The sequence below is a fragment of the Paenibacillus sp. KS-LC4 genome (genome assembly GCF_036894955.1).
GTDB lineage: Bacteria > Bacillota > Bacilli > Paenibacillales > Paenibacillaceae > Pristimantibacillus.
In genome coordinates this window covers 2,141,603-2,164,091 of sequence record NZ_CP145905.1, presented here as the reverse complement: position 1 = coordinate 2,164,091, position 22,489 = coordinate 2,141,603, and the positions used below count along the sequence as shown (strand labels likewise).

Annotated in this window: 18 protein-coding genes; 3 read left to right on the top strand and 15 right to left on the bottom strand. The window is 49.3% G+C overall.

Annotation, left to right across the window (positions count from 1 at the left end; translation table 11 throughout):
* Positions 1-205: 205 nt before the first annotated feature.
* Positions 206-2,527: a beta-galactosidase gene (locus V5J77_RS09230; RefSeq protein WP_338555482.1), complete on the bottom strand. Its 2,322-nt coding sequence runs from the start codon at positions 2,525-2,527 to the stop codon at positions 206-208.
* Positions 2,528-2,702: 175 nt separating this feature from the next.
* Between V5J77_RS09230 and V5J77_RS09225 the strand changes: the two genes are divergently transcribed.
* Positions 2,703-3,587, top strand: a complete 885-nt coding sequence (locus V5J77_RS09225) for an AraC family transcriptional regulator (RefSeq protein WP_338555481.1) — start codon at positions 2,703-2,705, stop codon at positions 3,585-3,587.
* Here V5J77_RS09225 and V5J77_RS09220 read toward each other — a convergent pair.
* The gene (locus tag V5J77_RS09220; RefSeq protein ID WP_338555480.1) at positions 3,584-3,997 is read right to left on the bottom strand and encodes a hypothetical protein; all 414 of its coding nucleotides are present in this window, start codon (positions 3,995-3,997) and stop codon (positions 3,584-3,586) included. The two genes, V5J77_RS09225 and V5J77_RS09220, sit on opposite strands and share 4 nt — an antisense overlap.
* A 10-nt stretch (positions 3,998-4,007) precedes the next feature.
* The gene (locus V5J77_RS09215; RefSeq protein WP_338555479.1) at positions 4,008-5,126 is read right to left on the bottom strand and encodes a GNAT family N-acetyltransferase; all 1,119 of its coding nucleotides are present in this window, start codon (positions 5,124-5,126) and stop codon (positions 4,008-4,010) included.
* A gap of 289 nt (positions 5,127-5,415) precedes the next feature.
* On the opposite strand from V5J77_RS09215, the gene V5J77_RS09210 reads away from it, so the two are divergent.
* Positions 5,416-6,186, top strand: coding sequence for an ANT(4')-I family aminoglycoside nucleotidyltransferase (locus V5J77_RS09210; protein ID WP_338555478.1), 771 nt, complete (start codon positions 5,416-5,418; stop codon positions 6,184-6,186).
* 214 nt (positions 6,187-6,400) lie between these two features.
* Here V5J77_RS09210 and V5J77_RS09205 read toward each other — a convergent pair whose 3' ends face one another.
* The 11 genes from V5J77_RS09205 to V5J77_RS09155 all read right to left on the bottom strand — a co-directional run bounded on the left by V5J77_RS09205 (position 6,401) and on the right by V5J77_RS09155 (position 18,373).
* Positions 6,401-7,909, bottom strand: coding sequence for a DHA2 family efflux MFS transporter permease subunit (locus V5J77_RS09205; protein ID WP_338555477.1), 1,509 nt, complete (start codon positions 7,907-7,909; stop codon positions 6,401-6,403).
* Positions 7,910-8,190: 281 nt separating this feature from the next.
* Positions 8,191-9,492 (bottom strand): pyrimidine-nucleoside phosphorylase, encoded by a 1,302-nt coding sequence (locus V5J77_RS09200; RefSeq protein WP_338555476.1) that lies wholly within the window; start codon positions 9,490-9,492, stop codon positions 8,191-8,193.
* Between the two features lie 55 nt (positions 9,493-9,547).
* Positions 9,548-10,255 (bottom strand): purine-nucleoside phosphorylase, encoded by a 708-nt coding sequence (gene deoD / locus V5J77_RS09195; RefSeq protein ID WP_338555475.1) that lies wholly within the window; start codon positions 10,253-10,255, stop codon positions 9,548-9,550.
* 62 nt (positions 10,256-10,317) lie between these two features.
* Positions 10,318-11,499, bottom strand: a complete 1,182-nt coding sequence (locus V5J77_RS09190) for a nucleoside transporter C-terminal domain-containing protein (protein ID WP_338555474.1) — start codon at positions 11,497-11,499, stop codon at positions 10,318-10,320.
* 153 nt (positions 11,500-11,652) lie between these two features.
* Positions 11,653-12,318 carry a deoxyribose-phosphate aldolase gene (deoC, locus tag V5J77_RS09185; RefSeq protein ID WP_338556666.1) on the bottom strand — a complete coding sequence of 222 codons (666 nt, stop codon included), beginning with the start codon at positions 12,316-12,318 and terminating at the stop codon, positions 11,653-11,655.
* 367 nt (positions 12,319-12,685) lie between these two features.
* Complete coding sequence (gene ptsP / locus V5J77_RS09180; RefSeq protein ID WP_338555473.1) at positions 12,686-14,437, bottom strand: phosphoenolpyruvate--protein phosphotransferase; 1,752 nt, start codon at positions 14,435-14,437, stop codon at positions 12,686-12,688.
* Positions 14,434-14,703, bottom strand: a complete 270-nt coding sequence (locus V5J77_RS09175; protein WP_338555472.1) for an HPr family phosphocarrier protein — start codon at positions 14,701-14,703, stop codon at positions 14,434-14,436. The genes ptsP and V5J77_RS09175 overlap by 4 nt, the downstream gene beginning before the upstream one ends.
* A gap of 32 nt (positions 14,704-14,735) precedes the next feature.
* The gene (locus V5J77_RS09170) at positions 14,736-15,191 is read right to left on the bottom strand and encodes a fructose PTS transporter subunit IIA (RefSeq protein ID WP_338555471.1); all 456 of its coding nucleotides are present in this window, start codon (positions 15,189-15,191) and stop codon (positions 14,736-14,738) included.
* 25 nt (positions 15,192-15,216) lie between these two features.
* Positions 15,217-16,596, bottom strand: a complete 1,380-nt coding sequence (locus V5J77_RS09165; protein ID WP_338555470.1) for a fructose-specific PTS transporter subunit EIIC — start codon at positions 16,594-16,596, stop codon at positions 15,217-15,219.
* Positions 16,597-16,638: 42 nt separating this feature from the next.
* Positions 16,639-17,580 carry a 1-phosphofructokinase gene (gene pfkB / locus V5J77_RS09160; protein WP_338555469.1) on the bottom strand — a complete coding sequence of 314 codons (942 nt, stop codon included), beginning with the start codon at positions 17,578-17,580 and terminating at the stop codon, positions 16,639-16,641.
* Positions 17,581-17,584: 4 nt separating this feature from the next.
* On the bottom strand, positions 17,585-18,373 hold the full coding sequence (locus V5J77_RS09155; RefSeq protein ID WP_338555468.1) for a DeoR/GlpR family DNA-binding transcription regulator: 789 nt from the start codon (positions 18,371-18,373) through the stop codon (positions 17,585-17,587).
* A gap of 371 nt (positions 18,374-18,744) precedes the next feature.
* On the opposite strand from V5J77_RS09155, the gene V5J77_RS09150 reads away from it, so the two are divergent.
* A complete protein-coding gene (locus tag V5J77_RS09150; RefSeq protein ID WP_338555467.1) occupies positions 18,745-19,293 on the top strand; it encodes a GNAT family N-acetyltransferase in 549 nt (182 codons plus the stop codon).
* Positions 19,294-19,408: 115 nt separating this feature from the next.
* On the opposite strand, the gene V5J77_RS09145 is transcribed toward V5J77_RS09150, so the two are convergent.
* Entirely contained in the window at positions 19,409-22,444 is a 3,036-nt protein-coding gene (locus V5J77_RS09145) for a glycoside hydrolase family 2 TIM barrel-domain containing protein (RefSeq protein WP_338555465.1), read from the bottom strand.
* Positions 22,445-22,489 lie beyond the last annotated feature (45 nt).

Here is a 22,489-nt window from a genome sequence, read left to right as displayed (position 1 = left end):
TTCAACTCCGTCGCCAAGCTTCTATATTCATCATAAGCCAGACCTCTTTCTTTGCAGTACCCTCAATATTAAGGACAAAGTCATGTATAAATTAGTACCTTTCCCATCAAAAAACGCTTAAAAACGACAGCAAACACGCCTGTTTCCCCGTGCTTGCTGCCTGCTGGGGGACTGGCGTGCCTGCTTATCGCCCTCGAATATGTACTTATTTGAACACTTGAGACAACGCCGTCACATAATGCGGCACCGCCTTAATCTCATGAAACGCTGCAATCTCCACCCCTTCGAAACGCTCCACAAACGCCTGATTTACAAACGTATGCGTCGTACCTTTTCGAATAGGAGTAATAGCAAGCTGCAGCTCATTTTCCAGCAGTTCATTTTGAAAGCCCTTCAGCCCGATTGGCCAAGCCTCGCCATAATGGATATGGTCCGTCAGCAGCTCATTATTCAAATACGCAGCGGCTACATCTCCATCATATGCAATATGAAGAAACAGATCGGCTACCTCGTCTGGCCATGCCGCATCTATTTGCACAGTAGCATGACGATTTGACATCTTGTTGATAATAAGCTGCGGCTCATAAGCCGCTACCTTCACCGTATAAATTTGGAGCAAGCCTCCAGCTGCTGGAGAAAGACTGCCTTGGCTTGATTGAAGATCCGCTGCTGCTGCCGGATACATGGCAACATGCCATTCCGCCTTGCCTGGCGAGGTGCAAATGAGCTGCTCGCCCGATACATAGAGGTGGCTGTCGCTAATCAGCAGTCGTTCCTCTCCCCACAAGCGAAAGCGATAGGTGCCCAGCGCCTCTTCTCTAGTGAGGACGAGGATACGGACGATATTTCCGTCTTTGCACCTTACTTCCGTTAAATGCTGCTTGCCTGCTGCCGGATGTACAATATAAACCCCAATTTGCTGCTCCACTATACCGCCACCATCGCTCGTTACGCCTGCGACCATTTCCTCGGAAATAACTAGCTCGGGGCTAAGGCCCTCATGCGCATAAAAAACAAGCAGCGGGTGCTCTGTATTCGTAAGCTTCGTCAATGGTTGAACGGTAGCGGAAACGATATGAATGCCTGCGGCCTCCAAGTGGAACGGCAGCACCACGCTAATTCCTCGCTTCAATCGCAGGCTGCCCGTATGAGGAAATCTCGCCTGCCCTTTGGACGTATCCAGCGTCACACTTACGTCTTCTCGGTCAGGCATGTCCACATGATCCTGAAAATTGTTCAGAAACAAGAAGCCTGAGCCATCCTTTTGCCGCAGGCAATAACGCAGCACCTCCGTATTTTCAGGCTTCAGCTCCGCTTGACCTTCAGGCAGCACCGTCCCCATTGGCGCCAAGCTTGCGCCGTAAGCTTCCATGAACAGGCTGAGCGTGCGGATACGATCATAGGACTTACCAATACGTCCAAACTCGCCAAGCGGAGCCTGGTAATCATACGTTATTTTCGGCAAGCCGTATTCATTGAGAAAACCATTTTCCCCGCGTGGGTTTGAGCCGCCATGATACATGTAATAACCGAGCAGATTGCTGCCGCTAGCCAGCTTTACAAGCGTCATCGCCTCCACACTGTCCGGGCTCACATGCGGACGGGCCGTATAGCTGACCTGCATCCCCCCTGCCATCTCGCAATAAGCCACGGGATATTGTGCAGAAGGATAATTGACCTGCTCCATTGGCACTTCATGCAGATCGCGGAAAATATATTCGCCGCTCGGCGGCTGATTAGGAATCCATGGCGTATACGCGTAGCCTGCAAGCATCGGGAGCGTATCCGTCTGTGGCACCGCTGCTCCTCCCCATGCAGTAGCCGTAAAGAACAGCGGTCGAATGCCCGCTTCTGCCGCAATGGCTTTTAGCCTGTCCAAATGTTCATTGCCACCCGTGCCTGAAGACATGAATACACCGTTTTTATAGCCCCAGGAGTCCAGCGGAGCGCCGCAGTGCATAAATTCATTTTCAAGCTGAATCGCAATAACGGGGCCGCCTTCTTGAAACAGCGAGCCTTTCATCTGCCTTGCAATTTCGCGGTACAGCCGCGCTGCATATTTCAAATACAGCTCATCATTCGAGCGAATGACGAGCGGCTTGTCGAACACCCAATCCGGAATGCCGCCATTGCGCACCTCGCCGTGGCAAAAAGGGCCGATTCGAAGCACGAGCGGCAGCTCCAGCTTGGCGCAAAGATCAATAAAATGGCGGAGGTTGCGGTTGCCGTTCCAATTGAAGCGCCCTTCCTTCTCCTCATGGTAATTCCAAAATATATAGGTTGCGATTACGTGCACACCGCCCGCCTTCATCTTGAGCAGCTCTTCCTCCCAATATAAATAAGAGAATCTGGAGAAATGAAACTCGCCGACAATCGGAATAAACGGCTCACCATTGCGCGTCATGTAAAAATTCGTAAAACCGAAGCTTTCCCCTTTCGGATTGCTTCCTTTATTGCTCGACAAGATGCCCATCGTCATTTCCTTATTGCACTCATTTTGTTTTAAAGCTATATGATGTTGATTCATTACGCTATTACCTCCTTTATCTTCCTCCAATGTACCGCGCCTATGACCGTCTTTCCATTGACAATTATCTGTTCCTAATGGAGCATATTCTGATTTTGCGCGAATGCAGCGCTTGCGGCTGGAAGCTCCAACCGCTTACAATATAGCCATAAGGAACGAGGAGGCTTGCTTCACCATGCTCAACAAAAAAACACAAGGCTTCGATACAGAGAAGCTGATTGTTTTGCCCTCCTACCAGCTGGAGGAGATGACCAGCCACCCGATTATCCGCCAAGCTTACGTAACGGATATCGGCTACTTCCACCGTGCCAAGCATCATTATCGAGAGCGGCCCAAGGGCTGCGATTGTTATATTTTCATCTATTGCACGAACGGGGAGGGCTGGATTAAGCTCGGCAGCGAGGAGACGATTCAAGTAACGGAAAAAACCGTCTCCATCATTCCCGCCTTCATCCCTCATAGCTACGGAGCCGACACGGCGAACCCATGGAGCATCTACTGGTTTCACTTTCGCGGCGAGGAGCTGGTGCAGCTGCTGGAAAGCCTTAGCCTTGAGTCCGCGCTGCTCCACGTGTCGCTTCCGGAGGCGGAGAAAATCGTCGAGCTATTTAACCAATGCTACGAGCTGCTGTCGGCCAAATCCTATTCGGTCATTCATCAGCTGCATATATCGCAAACCGTGCGTTATTTGCTGAGCTTCATTTCGCTAATTCCAAGGCGCAAGCAGGATGAGAAAATGCTCGCCTATATTGAACAGGCTATACAATATATGAAGGAACAACTAGAAGGCCACTTAACCTTGGAGGACTTGGTTACGAGAACGCGTATTTCCAAGCAGCATCTAAATCATTTATTTAAGCAATCCACCGGCTATGCTCCCATCGACTATTATTTGCGGCTGAAGATGCAACGAGCCGGCCAGCTTTTTGACCTTACCGATCAAAGCGTGAAGGCGGTCAGCCTGTCGCTCGGCTTTAAGGACCCGTATTATTTTTCCCGGCTGTTTAAGAAAATTATCGGCGTATCGCCTACGGATTACCGCAGGCAGCTGAAAGGCTAGCTCGCTATAGTCCATTGACCATAACCGATATATTCATCAACTTTCACTTGATAGATTAAGAGACTAGCACATCTCCGTGCCATTTTAATAGAATGTATAATCCGAAGCAGAAGGGGGATTGCATTTATGGAGCTTATCCGGGAGCTATGGCGTGCACATGTCGCTGCTTTGCTTTCCGCAAGCATCCAATTGAGTAACAATGAGGTAATGTCAGAAATGAGGGCAAAACCGTTAGGCTGAATGGGAGACACCAGCGGGAAAAGCGCCTTGCCCTGCGTTATGCAGGCTAGGCGCTTTTGGTATTCCTTTTTATAATTTTGAAAATTCATTCCAGACTCTGGATTTTCGATATTTAACATATTTTTAATGCTCCCTTTTACATTCCCCACCAAAAGCAAACCGATTTCCATTCAAATGGTCTCAGTATTTATCAATCTTGTACCAGAATATCGGTAGTGGAAACCAGCCTGCGGGAGCCGTAACTGCCATATAACGACTGTGTTGTGTAAGCAGAAGCGCCTGAGCCTGCTGCTTAGTAAGGACAGCTGCATCTTGCTTAGCAAAACGCTCAACAGTCAAGCCGCTCGCATCCACTCGCGCAGTAATCGGTTGACCGTCCATGACTGCGGAGAATTCCCCCTCGGCAAGCCCGGTGGTCTTGAGCTTAAGAGTCAGATAGGCCTTCAACACATTGGCAAAATCCAAAATATGATACATATCCGATGTCTCGATAACATAGTCCTCAGCCATGCTGCCAAGCGTTGTGTTTAGAGAAATATCATATTCTGGCGCAAAAATAGAAATCCGCTCTGCTCCGCTATATTGCATGTAAGCCTTGATAGTCCGCGAAATATCGTCCTTATTTTCCATCGCGAATTCACATATTTCATCGCCTGCTTCGTTTACGATCACATACCCGATCAGCTTACTATTATCCAGAACGCCCAGCGCATTTTGATGAAGAGTATTGAAAATAAGTGGTAATTGCTGTACGCTGCGTTCAACATATGCAAGCCGCGAGGTGTTCATGCTATGCGCAAAGGCTTCTGCTCCTTCAATGTCGAATAACGGGCAGAAGGATATTCCTGTGTCGCTGACCTGTCTTAAGGCATGGCGCACGTTGGCTTCTCCCACGAAATACTTGAACTTTACGCCGCCAAGAGTGAAGCCAAAATACTCATATCGTTGTCGTTGGCCATATAATACGACCAAATCATACGTATCGCGCAGCTTTTCCAGCCACATGCTCATGAGCACCTTCATATGCCCCTCGCCACGTGCACGAGGATGAACCGATACGGTACCCAAATAGCAGGCTCGCAGCGTATAGTCGCATACCGTCATAGGCTCTGGAAAAACGGCCACCTGTGCGCGCAGCCTGCCCTTCTCATCGGCGGCAACCATATGCATCGCAGAAGAATCTACGCTCTTTTCATACGCTTTGGGCATGAGAGTTTCAAAATCCATGCTAAAAGCATAGTTGGCTAAATCTATGTATTCATCGCGCTCCTGCGGAGCTGCCATTCTGTATTCAACCATCCTCCACCTACCCTTTCAGTCTAAAAAATGGGCTACCTTCCTACTCAGCTATAATTCTAGAAGCATATTCAATATCCTGCCAGGCAGCTATAGTAGAGATCGACAAGGTGCTGATGACCTCAAGAGCCCCTTCACACCTTGCGAAAACAGATTTTATTGGGTACAATTACCATAAAAATTGTGGGAGGAACTCAAATGCATCCAAACAAAGTCCCCCGCTAAGCCCGAGGTCCACCATCCATGTGCTAGTGAATATTCACCCAAATACATCAAAGGGAGAGCTACGCTAATGCACATGAATGGACCTGTAAATATTTCTCGAAACGAAAGACTTGAAACCTGCCACGAAATTGCTTCGAGATTGCACGAGGTATACGGAGAAAAAATCGTTGCCATTGGAGTCTACGGTTCTGTTTCCAGAGGCACAGACGGCCCTTTCTCAGACATTGAGATGTTTTGCGTTCTAAGTGAATTATGCGAACCTGTAGATTTTAGCTATGAATGGTCGGCGGGGCCTTGGAAGGCAGAAGTCAACGTTTGTACGGAGAACGTTCTCCTTAAAACCGCCTCTACCGTTGAAGGAAGTTGGCCACTCACGCATGGACCATTCTTTTCTCAGCGTAGCCTATATGATCCCAAAGGATTTTTCTCAAGATTGAAGGAAGCTGCCAAATTACCAACAAAGGAAGATTTCCGGTGTTCAATCAATGAAGTCCTTGTGGGAGAAATGTACGAATTTGTTGGAAAGCTTAGAAATGCCAGTATAAGTGGCCTCTACACCTACTTGCCATACTTGGCAATGGAGTTTGCCCAATACGGAGCTATGTTAGTCGGGTTGCACAACCAAAAGCTTTTCTCGACTGGCTCAATGGTTTTACCAGAGGCCTTGGAGCTTCCTAGTCGTCCAGAAGGATTTGACAATGTTGTGCGAATGGTTATGTGTGGCGAGTTAGCGGAACCTTCAAAAATCATTTCTGCTTGTGAAAACTTCTGGAATGGCCTTGTGAGGTGGGCAGCGGAACATGACTACGTAATTAGTACAAAACGTATCCCATTTTGACCCGCGAATGCAACGCTTACTATTGTCACAGGCGGTTCATATGAACCAAGCAAAAACGACTTCGTCGTCCTTCCATGGCGATGAAGCGCTTTGCCTTAGAAATATAAGCCCATTTATAAGTGTGAAGCTTATACATTCTTATATTAAAAAAAATACGCCAGACCGCCGCTGGCAAGCCAGGCGTCTGACGTAAGCTCGATTGAATTCAATTCAATTAATGCAGTCCCTCAAGCCCCAATTCCTGCTTGCCCTTCTGCTCCTCGGCCCCCGCCTGCGCTTTCCCTCTGCGTAGAAACAGGCCGAGGAAAATACCGACGATTGCGATAACTAGCATAATACCAAACGTATAGCCAAATGCTTCTGGCGCAACGGCAAGCGTCGCCTTCTGCACGTCGGCAGATGTGGACATCGGAAGCTGCTGATCCACAATTAGCGTCTTCACTCTCGACGAGAGCACCGTAACTAACGTAGCTACCGCGAAGGAGCTAATAACCTGCTGCAAGGCGCTTGTCAGCGAGGTCACGCGGCTGACGAGGTCACGCGGCGCTTTTTGCAGCAAATGCGAGTTGAGCGGCATCATCATAAGGCCGGAGCCCATGCCCGCCATAATGAGCGGAAGCAATAAATCTCTGCCCTCAGTCGTCAAATCAACCTGCGTATATTGAAAAATCGCACCAGATACGAGGCTGAGGCCAATAACGACCAGCCATCTTACTCCGATTTTATCAAACAAATAGCCGCCAATCGGCATCATAAATGCGGAAGCGAGCGCCTGCGGGAACAAGGTCAGTCCCGTATCGAATGCGCCATAGCCGCGCGCCTGCTGTAAAAACTGCGGAAGCAGGAAAATCGCGCCGAATAGCGAAAATTGCAGCAGCCATTGCACAAAAATGCTGAACGAGAAGTCCACGGAGCGGAATACGCGAAGCTCCAGCAAGGGCGTTTTTGACCGCAGCTCCACAATAATGAAAGCGATAAGCGCGATGCAGCCGATAACGAGCCCGCCAATCGTTTTATCCGATGACCAGCTTTCCGCGCCCTGTGTAACTCCGTAAGATAATGCAGCAAAAGCAAGCGGTCCTAGAATCATGCCCGGAATATCAATGCCAGCGACCTGCTTGCGCTCCGTCTTCGGCAGCTTCCAAAAACCAAATATGAAGCTAAAAATACCGACCGGGATGTTAATTAGAAAAATCCAATGCCAGGAATGATATTCCACGAGCCAGCCGGCCAAAATCGGACCAACCGCAGGCGCGAGCAAAATCGGCACGCCCATCATCCCCATCACTTGCCCCACCTTATTCGGCGGGCTTAAACGAAAGACATAGGCCATAGCGACCGGCATGACGAAGCCGCCGCCGAGGCCTTGAATAATCCGAAATACAATGAGCCACTCGGCACTGCTAGGCAATGCGCATAGCAAGGATGCCAGGGTGAACGCTATGACCGAGCCTAAAAATATATTTTTGGCCCCAAAACGATCCGAAAGCCAGCCCGAAAGCGGTATGACTGCCGCCGTCGCCAGCATGTACCCCGTTACCGTCCATTGAATCGTTGGCAAATCAGTATTAAAATCAATGACGAGCCTGGACAACGCGACATTCATCGCCGTTGAATCCAAAATAACCATAAATATGCCTGAAATAATAGCAATCATCGGTACGAGGATGCTTGCCAAGCGGAATTCAGGCTCTGCACCGCCCTTCGATGCTGTTTGCGACATTTTTATTCTCCCCCTCCAGCCTATCAACACAAGATGACTTACATGCCCATTTCCCAATGGACATCTGTCCCTCACATATAATAAGGGGATTTTACCTTATTGTCAAATATTTTAGTTGTTAAGTATTTGTAGGTTAAGCAGTTCAAATTCTTGACCTTCTTGACCATATAAACCGTTCCCGAACGGCTGCCCCACCGTTTCCTTCCAGCACAAAAACCGCCATCCCGGCAGCACTTGCACCCGGATGGCGGCTTCCATTTTATAGTTAAAACCCTTTATTTCTACTCGGTTACCGTTCCGTAGATCAAGACAGGAGCTTCGACTTTATCGCCAATACGGATATTGTCATAAATTTTCGCGAGTACATCGTCCACCTTTTCACGATTGGCATGAATCGTTACGAGCGATTCACCGGCTTTGACGGTGTCGCCGACTTTTTTATTCAGCATCAGACCTACTGCCAGGTCGATTTCCGATTCCTTCGTCGCGCGCCCTGCGCCCAGCAGCATCGCTGCCGTGCCGATTTCGTCCGCAACAATTTCTGCTACGACACCATCCTGCTTCGCTGGAACCTCGATTAAATATGCCGCTTGCGGCAGCTTCTCCGGATGGTCAACAACCGAAGGGTCGCCGCCCTGATTGGCAATAAACACTTTGAATTTCTCCAGTGCCTTGCCGTTCCTGATAACTTCCTTCAGCATTTCCTCCGCCTCTTCCAGCGAGCTTGCTTTGTTTGCCAAATAGACCATTTGACGCCCTAACGCCAGACAAAGCTCCTCCAAATCCTTCGGACCTTTGCCTTGCAGCGTATCAATCGCTTCCTTTACTTCCAAAGCGTTGCCGATGGCAAAGCCCAGCGGCTGGCTCATGTCGGAAATGACCGCCATCGTTTTGCGTCCGACGTTGTTGCCGATGCTTACCATCGCGTGAGCAAGCTCCTTCGCATCATCTACCGTCTTCATGAAGGCGCCTGCGCCTGTTTTCACGTCAAGCACGATAGCGTCGGAGCCGGCAGCGATTTTTTTGCTCATGATCGAGCTTGCGATTAGCGGAATGGAGTTGACGGTAGCTGTAACATCGCGCAGCGCATACAGCTTTTTGTCAGCTGGCGTCAGGTTGCCGGATTGGCCGACGACCGCGATTTTATCCTTATTCACGAGGCGAACGAATTCTTCCTTCTCAAGCTCCACGTGAAAGCCAGCAATCGCTTCAAGCTTGTCCGTCGTTCCGCCCGTGTGGCCAAGGCCACGTCCCGACATTTTCGCCACCGGAATATCCAGTGCCGCTACGAGTGGAGCCAGTACAAGCGTCGTCGTATCGCCAACACCGCCAGTCGAATGCTTGTCTACCTTGATGCCTTCAATCGCAGACAGATCAATCGTATCGCCGGAATTCACCATCGCCATAGTCAAATCAGCGCGCTCCTGCTCCGTCATATCCTTGAAGAAAATCGCCATTGCCATTGCGCTGGCCTGATAATCAGGAATTTCGCCTTTCGTATATCCTTGAATAAAAAAGTTAATTTCTTCCGCGCTCAGCGCTTCACCATCGCGTTTTTTCTCAATTAAGTCTACCATTCTCATGCTGCATTCTCCTCACGATTTTAAATAATAGCTATAAGCCAGGCTGCCTTGCCTATTACAGGGAGGTTACCGTTTCCAGCGCTACTTCCATCATGTCATTAAATGTGCTTTGTCTTTCAGCAGAAGTCGTTTCCTCGCCCGTCAGCAGATGATCGCTTACGGTCAAAATCGTCAGTGCATTTACGCCATATTTAGCAGCGAGCGTATAAAGCGCCGTCGTCTCCATCTCCACGCCAAGCACATTGTGCTCCATCAACTTCTCGACAATCGACTTATCATCCCGATAGAAGCTGTCCGAGCAAAATATATTGCCGACATGCAGCTTGAGGCCTTTGGCTACGCCGCGCTCGTAAGCCGCCTTTAGCAGCTCGAAGCTGGCAATTGGCGAGAAGTCATAGCCGCCGAATACGTGGCGATTCATGCTGGAATCTGTGCAAGCCGCTTGCGCCAAAATTACCTCGCGCACATTTACGCTTTTTTGCATAGCGCCGCATGTGCCGACACGAACGAGATTTTTCACGCCATATTCACGAATGAGCTCATTGACATAAATGCTGATGGATGGTACGCCCATGCCTGTTCCTTGCACAGAAATACGCTTGCCTTGGTAAGTTCCTGTAAAGCCCAGCATACCCCGCACTTCGTTATAGCAAGTTACATTTTCCAAATACGTATCCGCAATATATTTCGCTCTTAGCGGGTCACCCGGCAATAGAATCGTTTCGGCGATGTCGCCCTGCTGTGCATTAATATGAACACTCATTGAAATATCTCCTCTGCTCTGTTAATTAGATAGTTACTTCGCTGCTTATCCCATCCTACATTTTAAATGAAAATCCCTGCAATTGTCGCCGACAGCACGCTGACAAGCGTTGCCCCATAAAGCAGCTTCATGCCGAAGCGCGCAACGACATTGCCCTGCTTCTCATGCAAGCCTTTCACCGCACCTGCAATAATGCCAATGGAGGAGAAATTCGCAAAAGAAACGAGAAACACCGATACGACGCCGACTGCTTTGGCCGAAAGCTCAGGATATTTGCTAATTTCGAGCATCGCTACAAATTCATTCGATACCATTTTCGTCGCCATAATGCTTCCCGCATCAACGGCATCCTTCCACGGCACACCCATAATAAAAGCGAAAGGAGCGAAAATAAATCCAAGGATTTGCTGAAAGGAAATGCCGAAAATACCCAAAAACAAGCCATTGACCATACCAATGAGGGCTATAAAACCGATCAGCATCGCGGCGACGATAATCGCAACCTTGAAGCCGTCCATAATATATTCACCCAGCATTTCGAAGAAGGTCTGCTTCTCCCCCTCCTCCTGCACTTGCAGCACGTCTTCGCCTTCCTCTACCGTATACGGATTAAGAATCGAAGCAATAATAAAGCCGCCGAACAGGTTGAGCACGAGCGCGGTCACGACATATTTCGGGTCCAAAATTTGCATATACGAGCCGACGATCGACATGGATACGGTGGACATCGCCGAGGCGCACAGCGTATAGAGGCGATGCTTCGGCAGCAGGCCAATTTGCTTTTTAACCGAAATGAATACTTCCGATTGGCCTAAAATAGCTGACGCAACTGCATTATAGGACTCCAGCTTGCCCATGCCATTCACTTTGCTTAACGCATATCCGATGCCCTTTACGATAAAAGGAAGGATCTTCAAATATTGCAAAATGCCAATTAGTGCGGATATGAAGACGATGGGCAGCAGTACCGACAGGAAGAAGGAAAATTGACCTTCATTTAAAATGCCGCCAAATACAAAGTTGATCCCTTCCTGCGCATAAGAGAGCAGCTGTTCAAACACGCCGGAAAAACCTTTAATCAAGGTCGCGCCCGCAATCGTATTTAATAGGACAAAGGCAAGCAGCACCTGCAAAATGATCATGATGGCAATCGGCTTGTAACGAATTTTATTCTTATTATTGCTGACGATATAGGACAATCCTAGCACAACCAGCAGACCTAATAAAGCGATGATGTATTTCATAGTTGCCGCCTCCTATTTTTTCATGATTATGGAAGTTGATTATCTGAATAGAGCGCTTACAAAGCTATGTTGATGGCTACGCTCTTGCATTTATCATGAAAAGCGGGCCGCCCCTTCGGAAAGGAGCAGCACCGTGTTCTATCGTTGCTTCATTTAATAAGCGGCGCTGGATTGCTCGCCCTGCATGATTTTCACACCAGAGCTAGCGCCAATGCGAGTCGCGCCTGCTTCGATCATTTTTTTCATATCCTCAAGTCCACGTACGCCGCCCGATGCTTTCACTCCGAGCTTGCCTTGGACTGTTTTGCTCATAAGCGCTACATCTTCAGCTGTCGCTCCGCCAGTAGAGAAGCCTGTCGAGGTTTTTACAAAGTCAGCTCCGGCGTTCATTGCACGCTCGCAAGCACGAACCTTTTCTTCATCGGTGAGCAGGCTTGTCTCAATAATGACCTTCACAATCGCCTTGCCTGCAGCCGCATCAACAACCGCTTTAATATCCTGCTCTACATAGTCAACGTTGCCGTCTTTCAAGGCGCCAACGTTAATGACCATATCAATTTCATCTGCACCATTTGCAATCGCATTGCTCGTTTCAAAAGCTTTAACAGCGCTCGTCGAAGCTCCTAATGGAAAGCCGATAACCGTGCAAACTTTGGACTTGCTTCCGGCTAGCTGCTCAGCGGCAAAAGCGACCCAAGTCGGATTTACACAAACCGAAGCAAATTCATATTGTTTCGCTTCCTCCGTCAGCTTAGCGATCTCTGCCTTCGTCGCGTCGGCACGCAGCAGCGTATGATCAATCATTCCAGACAAATTTATCATGACCTGTTCCCCTTCCCCATATACGAATTCCTCAAATACAAGCTTAGTTTAGCACGGGAATGATCATATGTAAATATCAACTCGGACTTATGTTCACTTTTCAGATTACCTTTTTGTCTTTTTCGCCTTAATTCGCCAACGCTTCTAAGATTATACCCATTTAAGCTGTCTTTCACTCATTAAATATTGAACAAATGTAAATAACCCTTTTGAAAAATAGAAAGCGTCTCCGCTCATTAGATTGCTGCAGCAGGAACCTAAAGAGCAAAAATAAGCCGCCTTCATACACAAAGGTATGTAAAGGCGACATATTAATAAGAAATGCTGCATTTGTTGCCCGTCTGCTTGCCTTCTGAACGGACTCCTACTTGTGCTGCTTGCTAAATCTAGCAGCATGAAAATCAGTCAGCTGCTGCCGAACTTCCTCAGCCGTGTCGAGGTCAAGCACATCATCGAGCAGCTTGGAGCTATCCTGCACATTCAGCCTAGAGAGCGTAAATTTTTGCTTCGACACGGAAGCTCCGTCCATGCTCCATTCATCAAGCTCCATGCCGAGCAGCAGCGGCGCTGCGAGTGGATCGCCTGCCATTTTACCACACATGCCGACCCATTTGCCTTCCTTGTGCGCGGCTTGTATAAGGCTGCGAATCGAACGGATAACCGCTGGATGGAAATAATCATATAAGTGAGCGACCTTCTCGTTCATGCGGTCAACAGCAAGCGTATACTGTACGAGATCGTTTGTGCCAATGCTGAAAAAGTCGACCTCCTTGGCGAAACGGTCCGCCAGTTGAATGACAGACGGAACCTCGGCCATTATACCGATTTCCAGCTTTTCATCAAAGGCGATACCCTGCTCCTTCAGCTCGTTCATGACTTCAATCGTCAGCTGCTTGGAAGCGCGGAGCTCCTGCATCGAGGAGATCATCGGGAACATGATTTTCACGGTACCGAAGGCACTGGCGCGAACAATCGCCCGCAGTTGGGTGCGAAACAGCTCCTCCTCATTCAGGCAAAGGCGTATGGCGCGATTTCCGAGAAATGGATTGTCCTCATGCGGCAAATCCCAATAGGAAAGCTCCTTGTCCCCGCCTATATCAAGCGTTCGGATGACGATAGGCTTGCCCTGCCATGCTTCGGCTAGCTGCTTATACACGGCAAATTGCTTTTCTTCATCCGGGAAGCGATCCGCATTCATGAACAGAAATTCCGTTCGGAACAAGCCAACTCCATGCGCCTCGTCCACAAGCCCTTCACGCATTTCCTCCGGCATGCCAACGTTTACCGCGAGCTCGATCAGCTTGCCATCCTCCGTCTTTGCTGGAAGCAGCTTGTATTGGTCAAGCTTCCCTGCTTCTGATTGCTCCTCCTGCTGCCTTGCTTCATAATCTGAGCGGGTAGCAGCATCGGCATTTAACACAATAACGCCGTCGGTACCATCCAAAATGAGCTCATCACCGTGGCTCAGCTGGTCAAAGCCAGCGCCAGTGCCAACAACGGCAGGAATGCCGAGCGAACGGGATAAAATGGCCGTATGCGTCGTTTCTCCGCCGACCCGTGTCACAAAGCCGAGCACAATGCTGCGGTCAAGCTGTACGGTGACGGAAGGCGTTAAATCCTCCGCTACTAGTATAACGGGCTCTGTAATACTCGCCAAATCTGGATAAAATACTTGCTGCAAATGACTCATGAGCCGATCTGCAACATCCTTCACATCATGAATGCGTTCCTTTACGTAGGCATTATTCATCTTCTCAAATAACGCGGAAAGCTGGGCCAGCACGGTTTGAACCGCTTGTTCGGCGGACGCCTGCTTGCGCTTAATTTGACCGCGAATATCGCCGTAAAAGGCGGGATCATCCAGAAAGCTCAGCTGCCCCTCGATAATGGCTGCCTTGTCCTTCCCTAGCGTCGCCTCGGATTTGACAATAATGGCTTTCAGCTCTGCTGCCGACTGGCGCTTCGCCTGCTCCAGACGTTCAAGCTCGGCCTCCACCTGCTCCGGCTCAATTCGCTCGGGATAAGCCGCCTCTATAGCAGGTGCGCCATAGATAAAGGCTTTCCCGAAGCGGATCCCTTCCGAAACGCCGATTCCTTTAATGCGCTGCTCGCTCATTGCTCGCCGAAACCTTGCTCGAATAGCTCAGCAAGCTTGGCGACAGCCTGCTCCTCGTCCTCGCCATCCGCTGACAGCTTAACCTCAGCGCCTTTTTCCAATCCAAGCGCAATGATGCCGAGCACGCTTTTCGCATTAGCCTCTTCGCCGCCAGCCACCTCTACGTAAATATCGGCAGCGAATTGTCCTGCTGCATTAGCCAGCACCTGGGCCGGACGCAAATGCAGCCCTTCTTCATTTATAATCGTCAATATACGTGTTTGCATCGCTTTTGTCTCCTCCTTCATTCTCGCTGTACTTACAGGGCGCTTTCCAACGTTCTCAAAATATCCGCGGCGCTTTGGCCATCCAGCAGCTCTTGACGGAAGCTTTCGTGTATCAGCTTGCGCGATACCGAGGCCAAAATCCGCAAATGCTCCTTGCCCGCATCCGATTCCGGAATCGCCAGCAAAATAATCGAAGTGACCGGCTTGCCGTCAAGAGAACCCCACTCAATCGGCTGCGCCATACGGGCAAATGCCAGGCCAGGCTTGATGACTCCAGCCGATTTGCCATGCGGAATCGCTACGCCAAAGCCGATGCCTGTTGAGGCATGCTGCTCACGCGCTTCAACTGAGGCTAGAAAAGCAGCCTCATCGTTCAAATAACCAGCCGATTGCAGACGCTCTGCGAGCTCTTTAATAACAGCCTGACGATTACCAGCCGTAGAATCAAGAATAATGGTTTCTATGTTTAATAAGGTTTGGGATGACATTGTCATAACCTCCATGTGATGGGATTTAAGCCGCTGCCGGCTTATTTTTTTTGAGCAAGGATACCGTTACAGCTGTAACAACAGAACCGATAACAATAGCTGCCGCATAAGCGCCGAGATGAGTCACAGCATTAGGAATGGCGAGTACGAATGCCCCTCCATGCGGTGCTTGAAGCGTCGCGCCAAACACCATGGATAGCGCTCCTGCTACAGCTGAACCGAGCACCGTGCCTGGAATGACACGAAGCGGATCAGCAGCCGCGAATGGAATCGCACCTTCAGTAATGAAGGCCAGCCCCATGACTCCAGCTACCTTTCCTGCGTCGCGCTCTTCTTTTGAAAATTTGTTTCTGCGAATGACTGTAGCTAGCCAAAGGCCGAGCGGCGGCGTCATTCCCGCTGCCATGACCGCTGCCATTGGGCCATAGACTTGACTTGCGAGCAGGCCAACCGCAAATGTATACGCTGCCTTATTTAGCGGACCGCCCATATCAAAAGCCATCATTGCCCCAAGCAGCAAGCCAAGCAATATTGCATTCGTTGAATTTAGCCCTGTCAGCCATGTGGTCAAAATATCCATTAGCGTCTTCACTGGCGTTCCGACCACATAAACCATCATGAGCCCGACGATGAGTGTCGACAGCACGGGAATAATCAAGATTGGCTTGATGCCTTCCAGCGATTTCGGCAGCTTAATTACATGCCGTAGCCATTTTGCCAAATAGCCTGCAAGAAAGCCTGAAATAATACCGCCAAGGAAGCCGGCTCCCAGCTGGCTTGCGAGCATGCCCCCTACAAGCCCGGGCGCTAGACCAATCCGGTCTGCGATAGAGAAAGCAATAAAGCCGGACAAAATCGGAATCATTAAGGCAAATGCCGCCCCGCCGCCAATGCTCATAAGTGCTGCCGGAAGCGTACCTTCCTCCTGAAACGCTGTAATGCCAAAAATAAACGAAATCGCAATAATGATACCGCCTGCCACCACGAGCGGCAGCATGTTGGATACGCCTGTCATCAAGTGCTTGTAGGCACCTGTACGAACGGAGCCGCCCTCTTTCTTCGTCTGCTCCTGCATTGGCGCAGCCGCCCCAGCTTGAGCCGCTTCCTTCGCAAGCGCCTGCTCGATCAGCCCTGCCGGATTACGGATGCCTTCGGCGACGCCAACCTTAATAATTGGCTTGCCTGCAAAGCGGGATTCCAAAACATCGGTGTCTGCTGCCAAAATAATCGCATGCGCCTCGGCAATTTCCTCCGATGTAAGCTCATCCTCTACCCCAAGCGCGCCGCGCTTCTCCACCTTCAGTGGAACGCCCTTCTCCTCCGCCATCTTTAGCAATGATTCCGCGGCCATATACGTATGGGCAATGCCAGTGGGGCAAGAAGTTACCGCCAGCAATTTCTTCATGTCAATTCCTCCCTTATGATGTCGCTAATCACTTTAATATAATCACAATGCTTGAATATCAATATCTCCTGCCCGGCTGCGAATTTCCTCGAACTCGCATACTTGGGTGCCTGCTTTGGAAGCCGTTATTGTTCCTGCGGCTGTACTCCACCTTGCTACATCCTCAAGGCTGCTATTTTGCAAAAGCGCCTGCGCAAGCACGGCTACCATCGAATCGCCGGCACCAACTGTGCTCAGCGCCTCAATCGGGAACGGCTTGGCCATATAGGCTTCATCACCGCTCATGACGATGGCTCCATCTGCGCCCATCGAAATAATGACGAGCGTAATCCCCTGAGCAAGCAGCTGTTTTCCAGCCCGAATGATTTCTTCCGTCGTGTCCAGCTTGCGCTGAACAAGCTGCTCCAGCTCATACTGATTAGGCTTGACAGCAAATGGAATCGCTTTAATGCCGGTGACCATCGCCTCGCCATCCGCATCCAGAATCGTTCGTACGCCCAGCTTGCGCGCTTTTATAATAAAATGATGATACAGCTCAGGCGGTGCTCCCTTCGGCAAGCTGCCTCCAAGTACAAGGACAGACGCCTTGGGCAGCAGCTCATCCAGCAATTGGTTAAGCTCGTCAAGCTGACTCTCACTTACCGTAAAGCCTAGCTCATTGACCTCGGTCGTCGTTCGTTGCTTCTGGTCGACAAGCTTCAAATTCGTCCGCGTCTCGCCAGGTACTTCTACGAACGCAGTTTGAATACCCGAACGGTCCAGCTCCCCTATAATTCGTTTGCCGATGCCACCGGCGATGAAGCCAGCGGCGGTGACGCTCGCGCCAAAGGTGTGAACGATTCGCGCCACATTGATGCCCTTGCCGCCAGGATCAAGCCTTATGTCCTCGGCACGATTGAGCCCTCCTACCTTCAGCTCCTGAAGCATAATCGTCTTGTCCATAGAAGGATTCAACGTAAGTGTAATGACTTGCTGCTTGGACATTCTGTTACGCCTCCTTTCCTGCCGAAGTGCGATACACCTCTACGCCTCGCTCCTCCAGCTTCCGAGCAAAATCCTCCGGCATCTCCGAATCGGTAATGCATATATCAATATCGCTCCAATCAGCAAAGCGCGAGAAGCTGACCTGATTGACCTTGCTGCTGTCGCTGAGTAAAATAATGAGGTCAGCACGCTTGATCATTTTGCGCTTGATGTCTCCCTCCACGACGTTCGGCGTGCTTAGCCCTTCCTCTAAGTCCATACCGTTCGTTGCCATAAACGCCTTATCCACCTTAATGAAATCAAGACTGCGCTCCGTTATCGGGCCCACCAATGACAATACGCCAGGCCGATAAGCCCCGCCCAGTACAATGACATCAATGCCAGGCGGCAGCTCCAAATCCTGCGGCAGCATAAGCGAATTCGTAACAACCGTCAGCTTCGAAAACGCTGTCAATTGCTGCATTAAATAAAAAGTGGTCGTGCCAGAGTCAAGCAAAATCGTATCTCCATTGCTAATCCATTGAACCGCTTTCGCTGCAATCGCTTTCTTTTGCTGCGTCGATGTAATCTCCTTTTCAGAAAAGCTCGGTTCAAAATTTACGCTGCGAACCGAGATTGCTCCGCCATGCGTGCGCTTTAGCAGTCCCGCTTCCTCCATCTCCCGCAAATCCCGGCGAATCGTCGACTCCGACACTTGAAATTTCTCACATAGAGCCTGTAGGTCAACACGCCTCTGTTCTTCCACTAAAGCTAAAATTAAATTTTTGCGTTCCTCGCCAAAAATGTTCCTCACCGCCTATTTGATCGTTTATGAAATCGACCAGTCGTCTAAATGAATGTTTATGAACGTTTTGTTTATAAAACGATTATATTCAGTCATTGATGCGATGTCAATTGGTTTCTTTATCTATTATTTTCACAAACGGTCAAACTCAGTCATTTCGTGAACGTTGTCAAGACCATGCTTAACTTATGCCCGTGACGATTCGCTCATTGCTATTTTCAAGGGACAGCCTATAAAATAAGACAAGGGAAAGGTGAAACGGCTGCCCTCAATCCTTGGGCGATGCTGCCCGTCTCATTCCGAGAAATAGAGAGGCAGGATAAGAGTTATATATCCCTTCCTGTATTTCAAAAAAATCAATGATTGCGAGGTGTTTCCTTATGCAGCCAACACTTGAAACAGATCGGTTGATCCTGAGAGCGTTTAACTTAGCCGACGCAAGCAGAGTCCAGAAGCTGGCTGGCAATATTGAAGTAGCAAGCACAACCTTGTCGATTCCTTATCCTTATCCGGATGGGGCAGCGGAAGAGTGGATTAGCAACAATACAGTGAGAGCAAGCAATGGAGAGGGCTTTCCTTTTGCAGTGACCCGCAAAAAAGATGATGCCTTAATTGGCTGTATGAGCTTGAACCTTAGCAAGCCGGATCAGCGCGGCGAGTTGTCCTACTGGTCTGGAAAGCCTTATTGGGGGCATGGCTATGCGACGGAAGCCGCTAAGCGTGTTATCCAGTTCGGCTTCGAGCAATTGGAGTTGAATAAAATTATGGCAGCAGCTATGGCTAAAAACCCCGCCTCCTCCAACGTCATGAAAAAAATCGGGATGAAATATGAAGGTGAATTTAAGCAGCATATTTTCAAATGGGGCGAATTTGAGGACTTGGTTTTTTACGGAATGACACGGGCGGATTTCGAGCAGCTGAAGCGTTAAAATTAAAATTAAAAATTTTTAATATAATGAGAAGAAGAGGAGAGCAAATGCCCTCCTCTTCTTCTCATTGTCGTAATACAGCAATTCATGCACAAATTGCTCTTAGCTTCAACTTTTATACTCGACTGATTAAAAACTCAAAAGCCAGCTCCTGATCCGCTTGGATTAAATATTCATCATGGACAGGCGCACCCCAGCTGTCGTCACCGCCAACACCCATTTGTCTGCCAGCTACCGTTACGACCGTATAATGAACGTTTGGAAGCTCATGGTGATGCTGAGCGCTCTCCAGCTCAAATGCGGTATAAGGCGCAATATTGCATTCCACAGGCTGAGTCGCTGGTGCCGTAATGCGCAGGCCTCGTCCGAGATCATTCGTAATGCTTACGCGGCGGACGCCAGTACGATTGCCCGATTCTTGCGGTACAACATAACCGGATACATTATCTGCGGCAACGTTTTGGAACTCGCCAAGACGCGCTCCGAATGCACGGTCAATGTAGTTCTCATCTGGACCCATCGCATACCAGTTCAGGTTATGATAGTCCGCAGGCACCTTGAACGAAAGTGCGAAAATCGGCAGCTTCGGCAAATTCGCCGCTCCCTCATAACGCGATTTCACCTGCACGCTTCCGTCACCCAGAACAGTATAGGCCACTGTCACCAATACATCAGCGCTGATGCTAAGACGATATTGGAACGTTACCGTTGCGGTTCCCGTCTCTTGCGTCAAAACAACGCTAATACATTTGCGTGTCAAGCTCGCAGCAAACCATATGCCGGAATCAAAGCCAAGGGAAAATCCTTTGTCATTATCCGTCGTCGCCCGCCAGAACAGCGGAGCCGGAGGCAGGGCAATCATCTCTTTACCCGAATAGCTGACCGAAGTCAATGTGCCGGCTTGCTTGGAGAACATGATGCTAAAATCACGGCCATGCACACCGATGTTGACATCACCTTCTACGACGCGCAGCTCACCTGCTGGAAGCGCCGCTGCTGCTTTTGGCTCCACTAAAAATACGAATTGGCCGAACGATAGCTCATGTCCTGCTTCTGCCCACAGCGTCGCTTCCTTAAGCTGCAAGGCTGCGTGAATGACATACTCACCCGCTTGCTCGGCTGCTGGAAGGACAACTGGAATGTAGGCTTCGCTTTGCGCAGCGACTTGAACCTCGCTTACGCTGCGGAAAACCTCAGCCCCTTCCAGATGCAGCTTGATAACAAGCTCATAAGCATCTGTTCCTTCGAACAGATTTTCATTGACGATTTTCACGCCTTCACGGTCAGGAAGCAGCTTGATATTCTGATAAAGGAACTTCACCTCCTGCATTTTGGGCGAAACCTTGCGATCGGCATACACGATACCGTTCGTACAGAAATTATAATCGGTTGCACGGTCGTCAAAATCGCCGCCATAAGCGAGGAACTCCTTGCCGTAGCGATCTTTTTTCACAATGACCTGATCAATGTAATCCCAAATAAAGCCGCCTTGGTACAACGCATATTTTTGCTCAAGCTCTGTATATTTGTGCATGCCGCCAACCGAGTTGCCCATTGCATGCATATACTCACAGCTAATGTACGGCTTTTGCGGATTATCATTCAAATAAAGCTCGATATCAGCCGGCTTTGCATACATACGGCTTTCCATGTCGCTCGTTGCGTCATAGTCGCGGTTATGGAATACCCCTTCGTAATGAACGAGACGGCTAGGGTCCGTGCTGCGGAAATAGTTCGACACGTTCAGCAATACCTCACCTGCGTAAGCTTCATTACCGACAGACCAGATAAGAATCGACGGATGGTTTTTGTCGCGCTCAACCATCGAGATCGCCCGATCCATGACGATGGCCTCCCACTCCGGCTTATTAGCAGGAACGTTCCACGATGGCTCTACCGCGCCCATTTTTTGCCACGAGCCATGCGTTTCCAAATTCATCTCATCAATGACATACAATCCGTAAATATCACACAGCTCATACCATAACGATTGGTTCGGGTAATGGGAAGTTCGAACAGCATTTAGATTGTTTTGTTTCATCGTCTTAACGTCCCACAGCATATCGTCTGCCGTAATCGCCCGTCCTCTGCGAGGGTTAAATTCATGACGATTAACGCCTTTGAAAACAATTCTTTTGCCATTGATATGCATAACTTTATCAATCATTTCGAATTTTCGGAAGCCTACGCGCTGCGGAACGACTTCAATAAGCTCGCCTGCGGCATTATAGACCTCTACATATAGTTTGTATAAATATGGATTTTCAGCATTCCATAGCGACACCGCACCTGCGTCAAGCGAAGCTGTCCATACTCCAGCAGCATTAGCCGCTGCGGCTCCAGCTGCAATGGTCTGGCCGTCTGCATCCTTCAAAGCCAGCTTCAAGCTTGCGCCTTCAGCCGCACCGCTAAGCTTCAAATCTACTTGCAGCGTACCTTGCTCATAAGCTGCATCAAGCTCCGTTTTTACAAACAAATCGTTAACATGGATAGCCGGAACCGTGTACAAGTAGACATCGCGGAATATACCGGAAAAACGCCAGAAATCCTGATCCTCAAGCCAGCTGCCCGTGCTGCGCTGATAAACCTCAACTGCCAGCCTATTGTCTCCATCTTGTAAATATGGGGTCAAGTCAAATTCAGCTGGTGTAAAGCTGTCCTCGCTGTAACCGACAAACTCCCCATTCAGCCATACATAAAAAGCTGATTCTACGCCTTGGAAAGAAATATATACCGGCTTGCCAACCATGTTTTGCGGCACGGAAAAATGCTTTACATAGCTTCCAACCGGATTATCATTTTCAGGAATGGCTGGCGGACGCAGGTCATGATGTCCATCCCAAGGATACATCGTATTCACATATTGCGGCTTGCCGAAGCCTTGAAGTTGAATATGGCCTGGCACCTCAATCGCTTCCCAGCTATCGCTATTAAAAGTTTGCTCATAAAAAGAGGCCGGACGATCAGCAGGTCTAACGGCATAGTTGAACTTCCAGCTGCCATTCAGACTGTGACGCAGCTTCATGCTGCCATCAACTTCCGCCTCTGCTGCTGTTTCATAATAACGGTGATCGGAATGAGCGGGAACCCGGTTAACAGCAAATACACTTACATCAGTTAGCCAGTCAAGGCTCGGCTTTGCAGTATTCATAAAGTAAATCCTCCATTACGTAGATGATAAGTAGATGATAAGTCA

Excerpts from the sequence above, each read along its gene's own strand:
- V5J77_RS09230 (WP_338555482.1), bottom strand. The coding sequence starts at position 2,527 with ATGAATCAACATCATATAGCTTTAAAACAAAATGAGTGCAATAAGGAA.
- V5J77_RS09225 (WP_338555481.1), top strand. The coding sequence starts at position 2,703 with ATGCTCAACAAAAAAACACAAGGCTTCGATACAGAGAAGCTGATTGTT.
- V5J77_RS09220 (WP_338555480.1), bottom strand. The coding sequence starts at position 3,997 with ATGGAAATCGGTTTGCTTTTGGTGGGGAATGTAAAAGGGAGCATTAAA.
- V5J77_RS09215 (WP_338555479.1), bottom strand. The coding sequence starts at position 5,126 with ATGGTTGAATACAGAATGGCAGCTCCGCAGGAGCGCGATGAATACATA.
- V5J77_RS09210 (WP_338555478.1), top strand. The coding sequence starts at position 5,416 with ATGCACATGAATGGACCTGTAAATATTTCTCGAAACGAAAGACTTGAA.
- V5J77_RS09205 (WP_338555477.1), bottom strand. The coding sequence starts at position 7,909 with ATGTCGCAAACAGCATCGAAGGGCGGTGCAGAGCCTGAATTCCGCTTG.
- V5J77_RS09200 (WP_338555476.1), bottom strand. The coding sequence starts at position 9,492 with ATGAGAATGGTAGACTTAATTGAGAAAAAACGCGATGGTGAAGCGCTG.
- deoD (WP_338555475.1), bottom strand. The coding sequence starts at position 10,255 with ATGAGTGTTCATATTAATGCACAGCAGGGCGACATCGCCGAAACGATT.
- V5J77_RS09190 (WP_338555474.1), bottom strand. The coding sequence starts at position 11,499 with ATGAAATACATCATCGCTTTATTAGGTCTGCTGGTTGTGCTAGGATTG.
- ptsP (WP_338555473.1), bottom strand. The coding sequence starts at position 14,437 with ATGAGCGAGCAGCGCATTAAAGGAATCGGCGTTTCGGAAGGGATCCGC.
- V5J77_RS09175 (WP_338555472.1), bottom strand. The coding sequence starts at position 14,703 with ATGCAAACACGTATATTGACGATTATAAATGAAGAAGGGCTGCATTTG.
- V5J77_RS09170 (WP_338555471.1), bottom strand. The coding sequence starts at position 15,191 with ATGTCATCCCAAACCTTATTAAACATAGAAACCATTATTCTTGATTCT.
- V5J77_RS09165 (WP_338555470.1), bottom strand. The coding sequence starts at position 16,596 with ATGAAGAAATTGCTGGCGGTAACTTCTTGCCCCACTGGCATTGCCCAT.
- pfkB (WP_338555469.1), bottom strand. The coding sequence starts at position 17,580 with ATGTCCAAGCAGCAAGTCATTACACTTACGTTGAATCCTTCTATGGAC.
- V5J77_RS09150 (WP_338555467.1), top strand. The coding sequence starts at position 18,745 with ATGCAGCCAACACTTGAAACAGATCGGTTGATCCTGAGAGCGTTTAAC.
- V5J77_RS09145 (WP_338555465.1), bottom strand. The coding sequence starts at position 22,444 with ATGAATACTGCAAAGCCGAGCCTTGACTGGCTAACTGATGTAAGTGTA.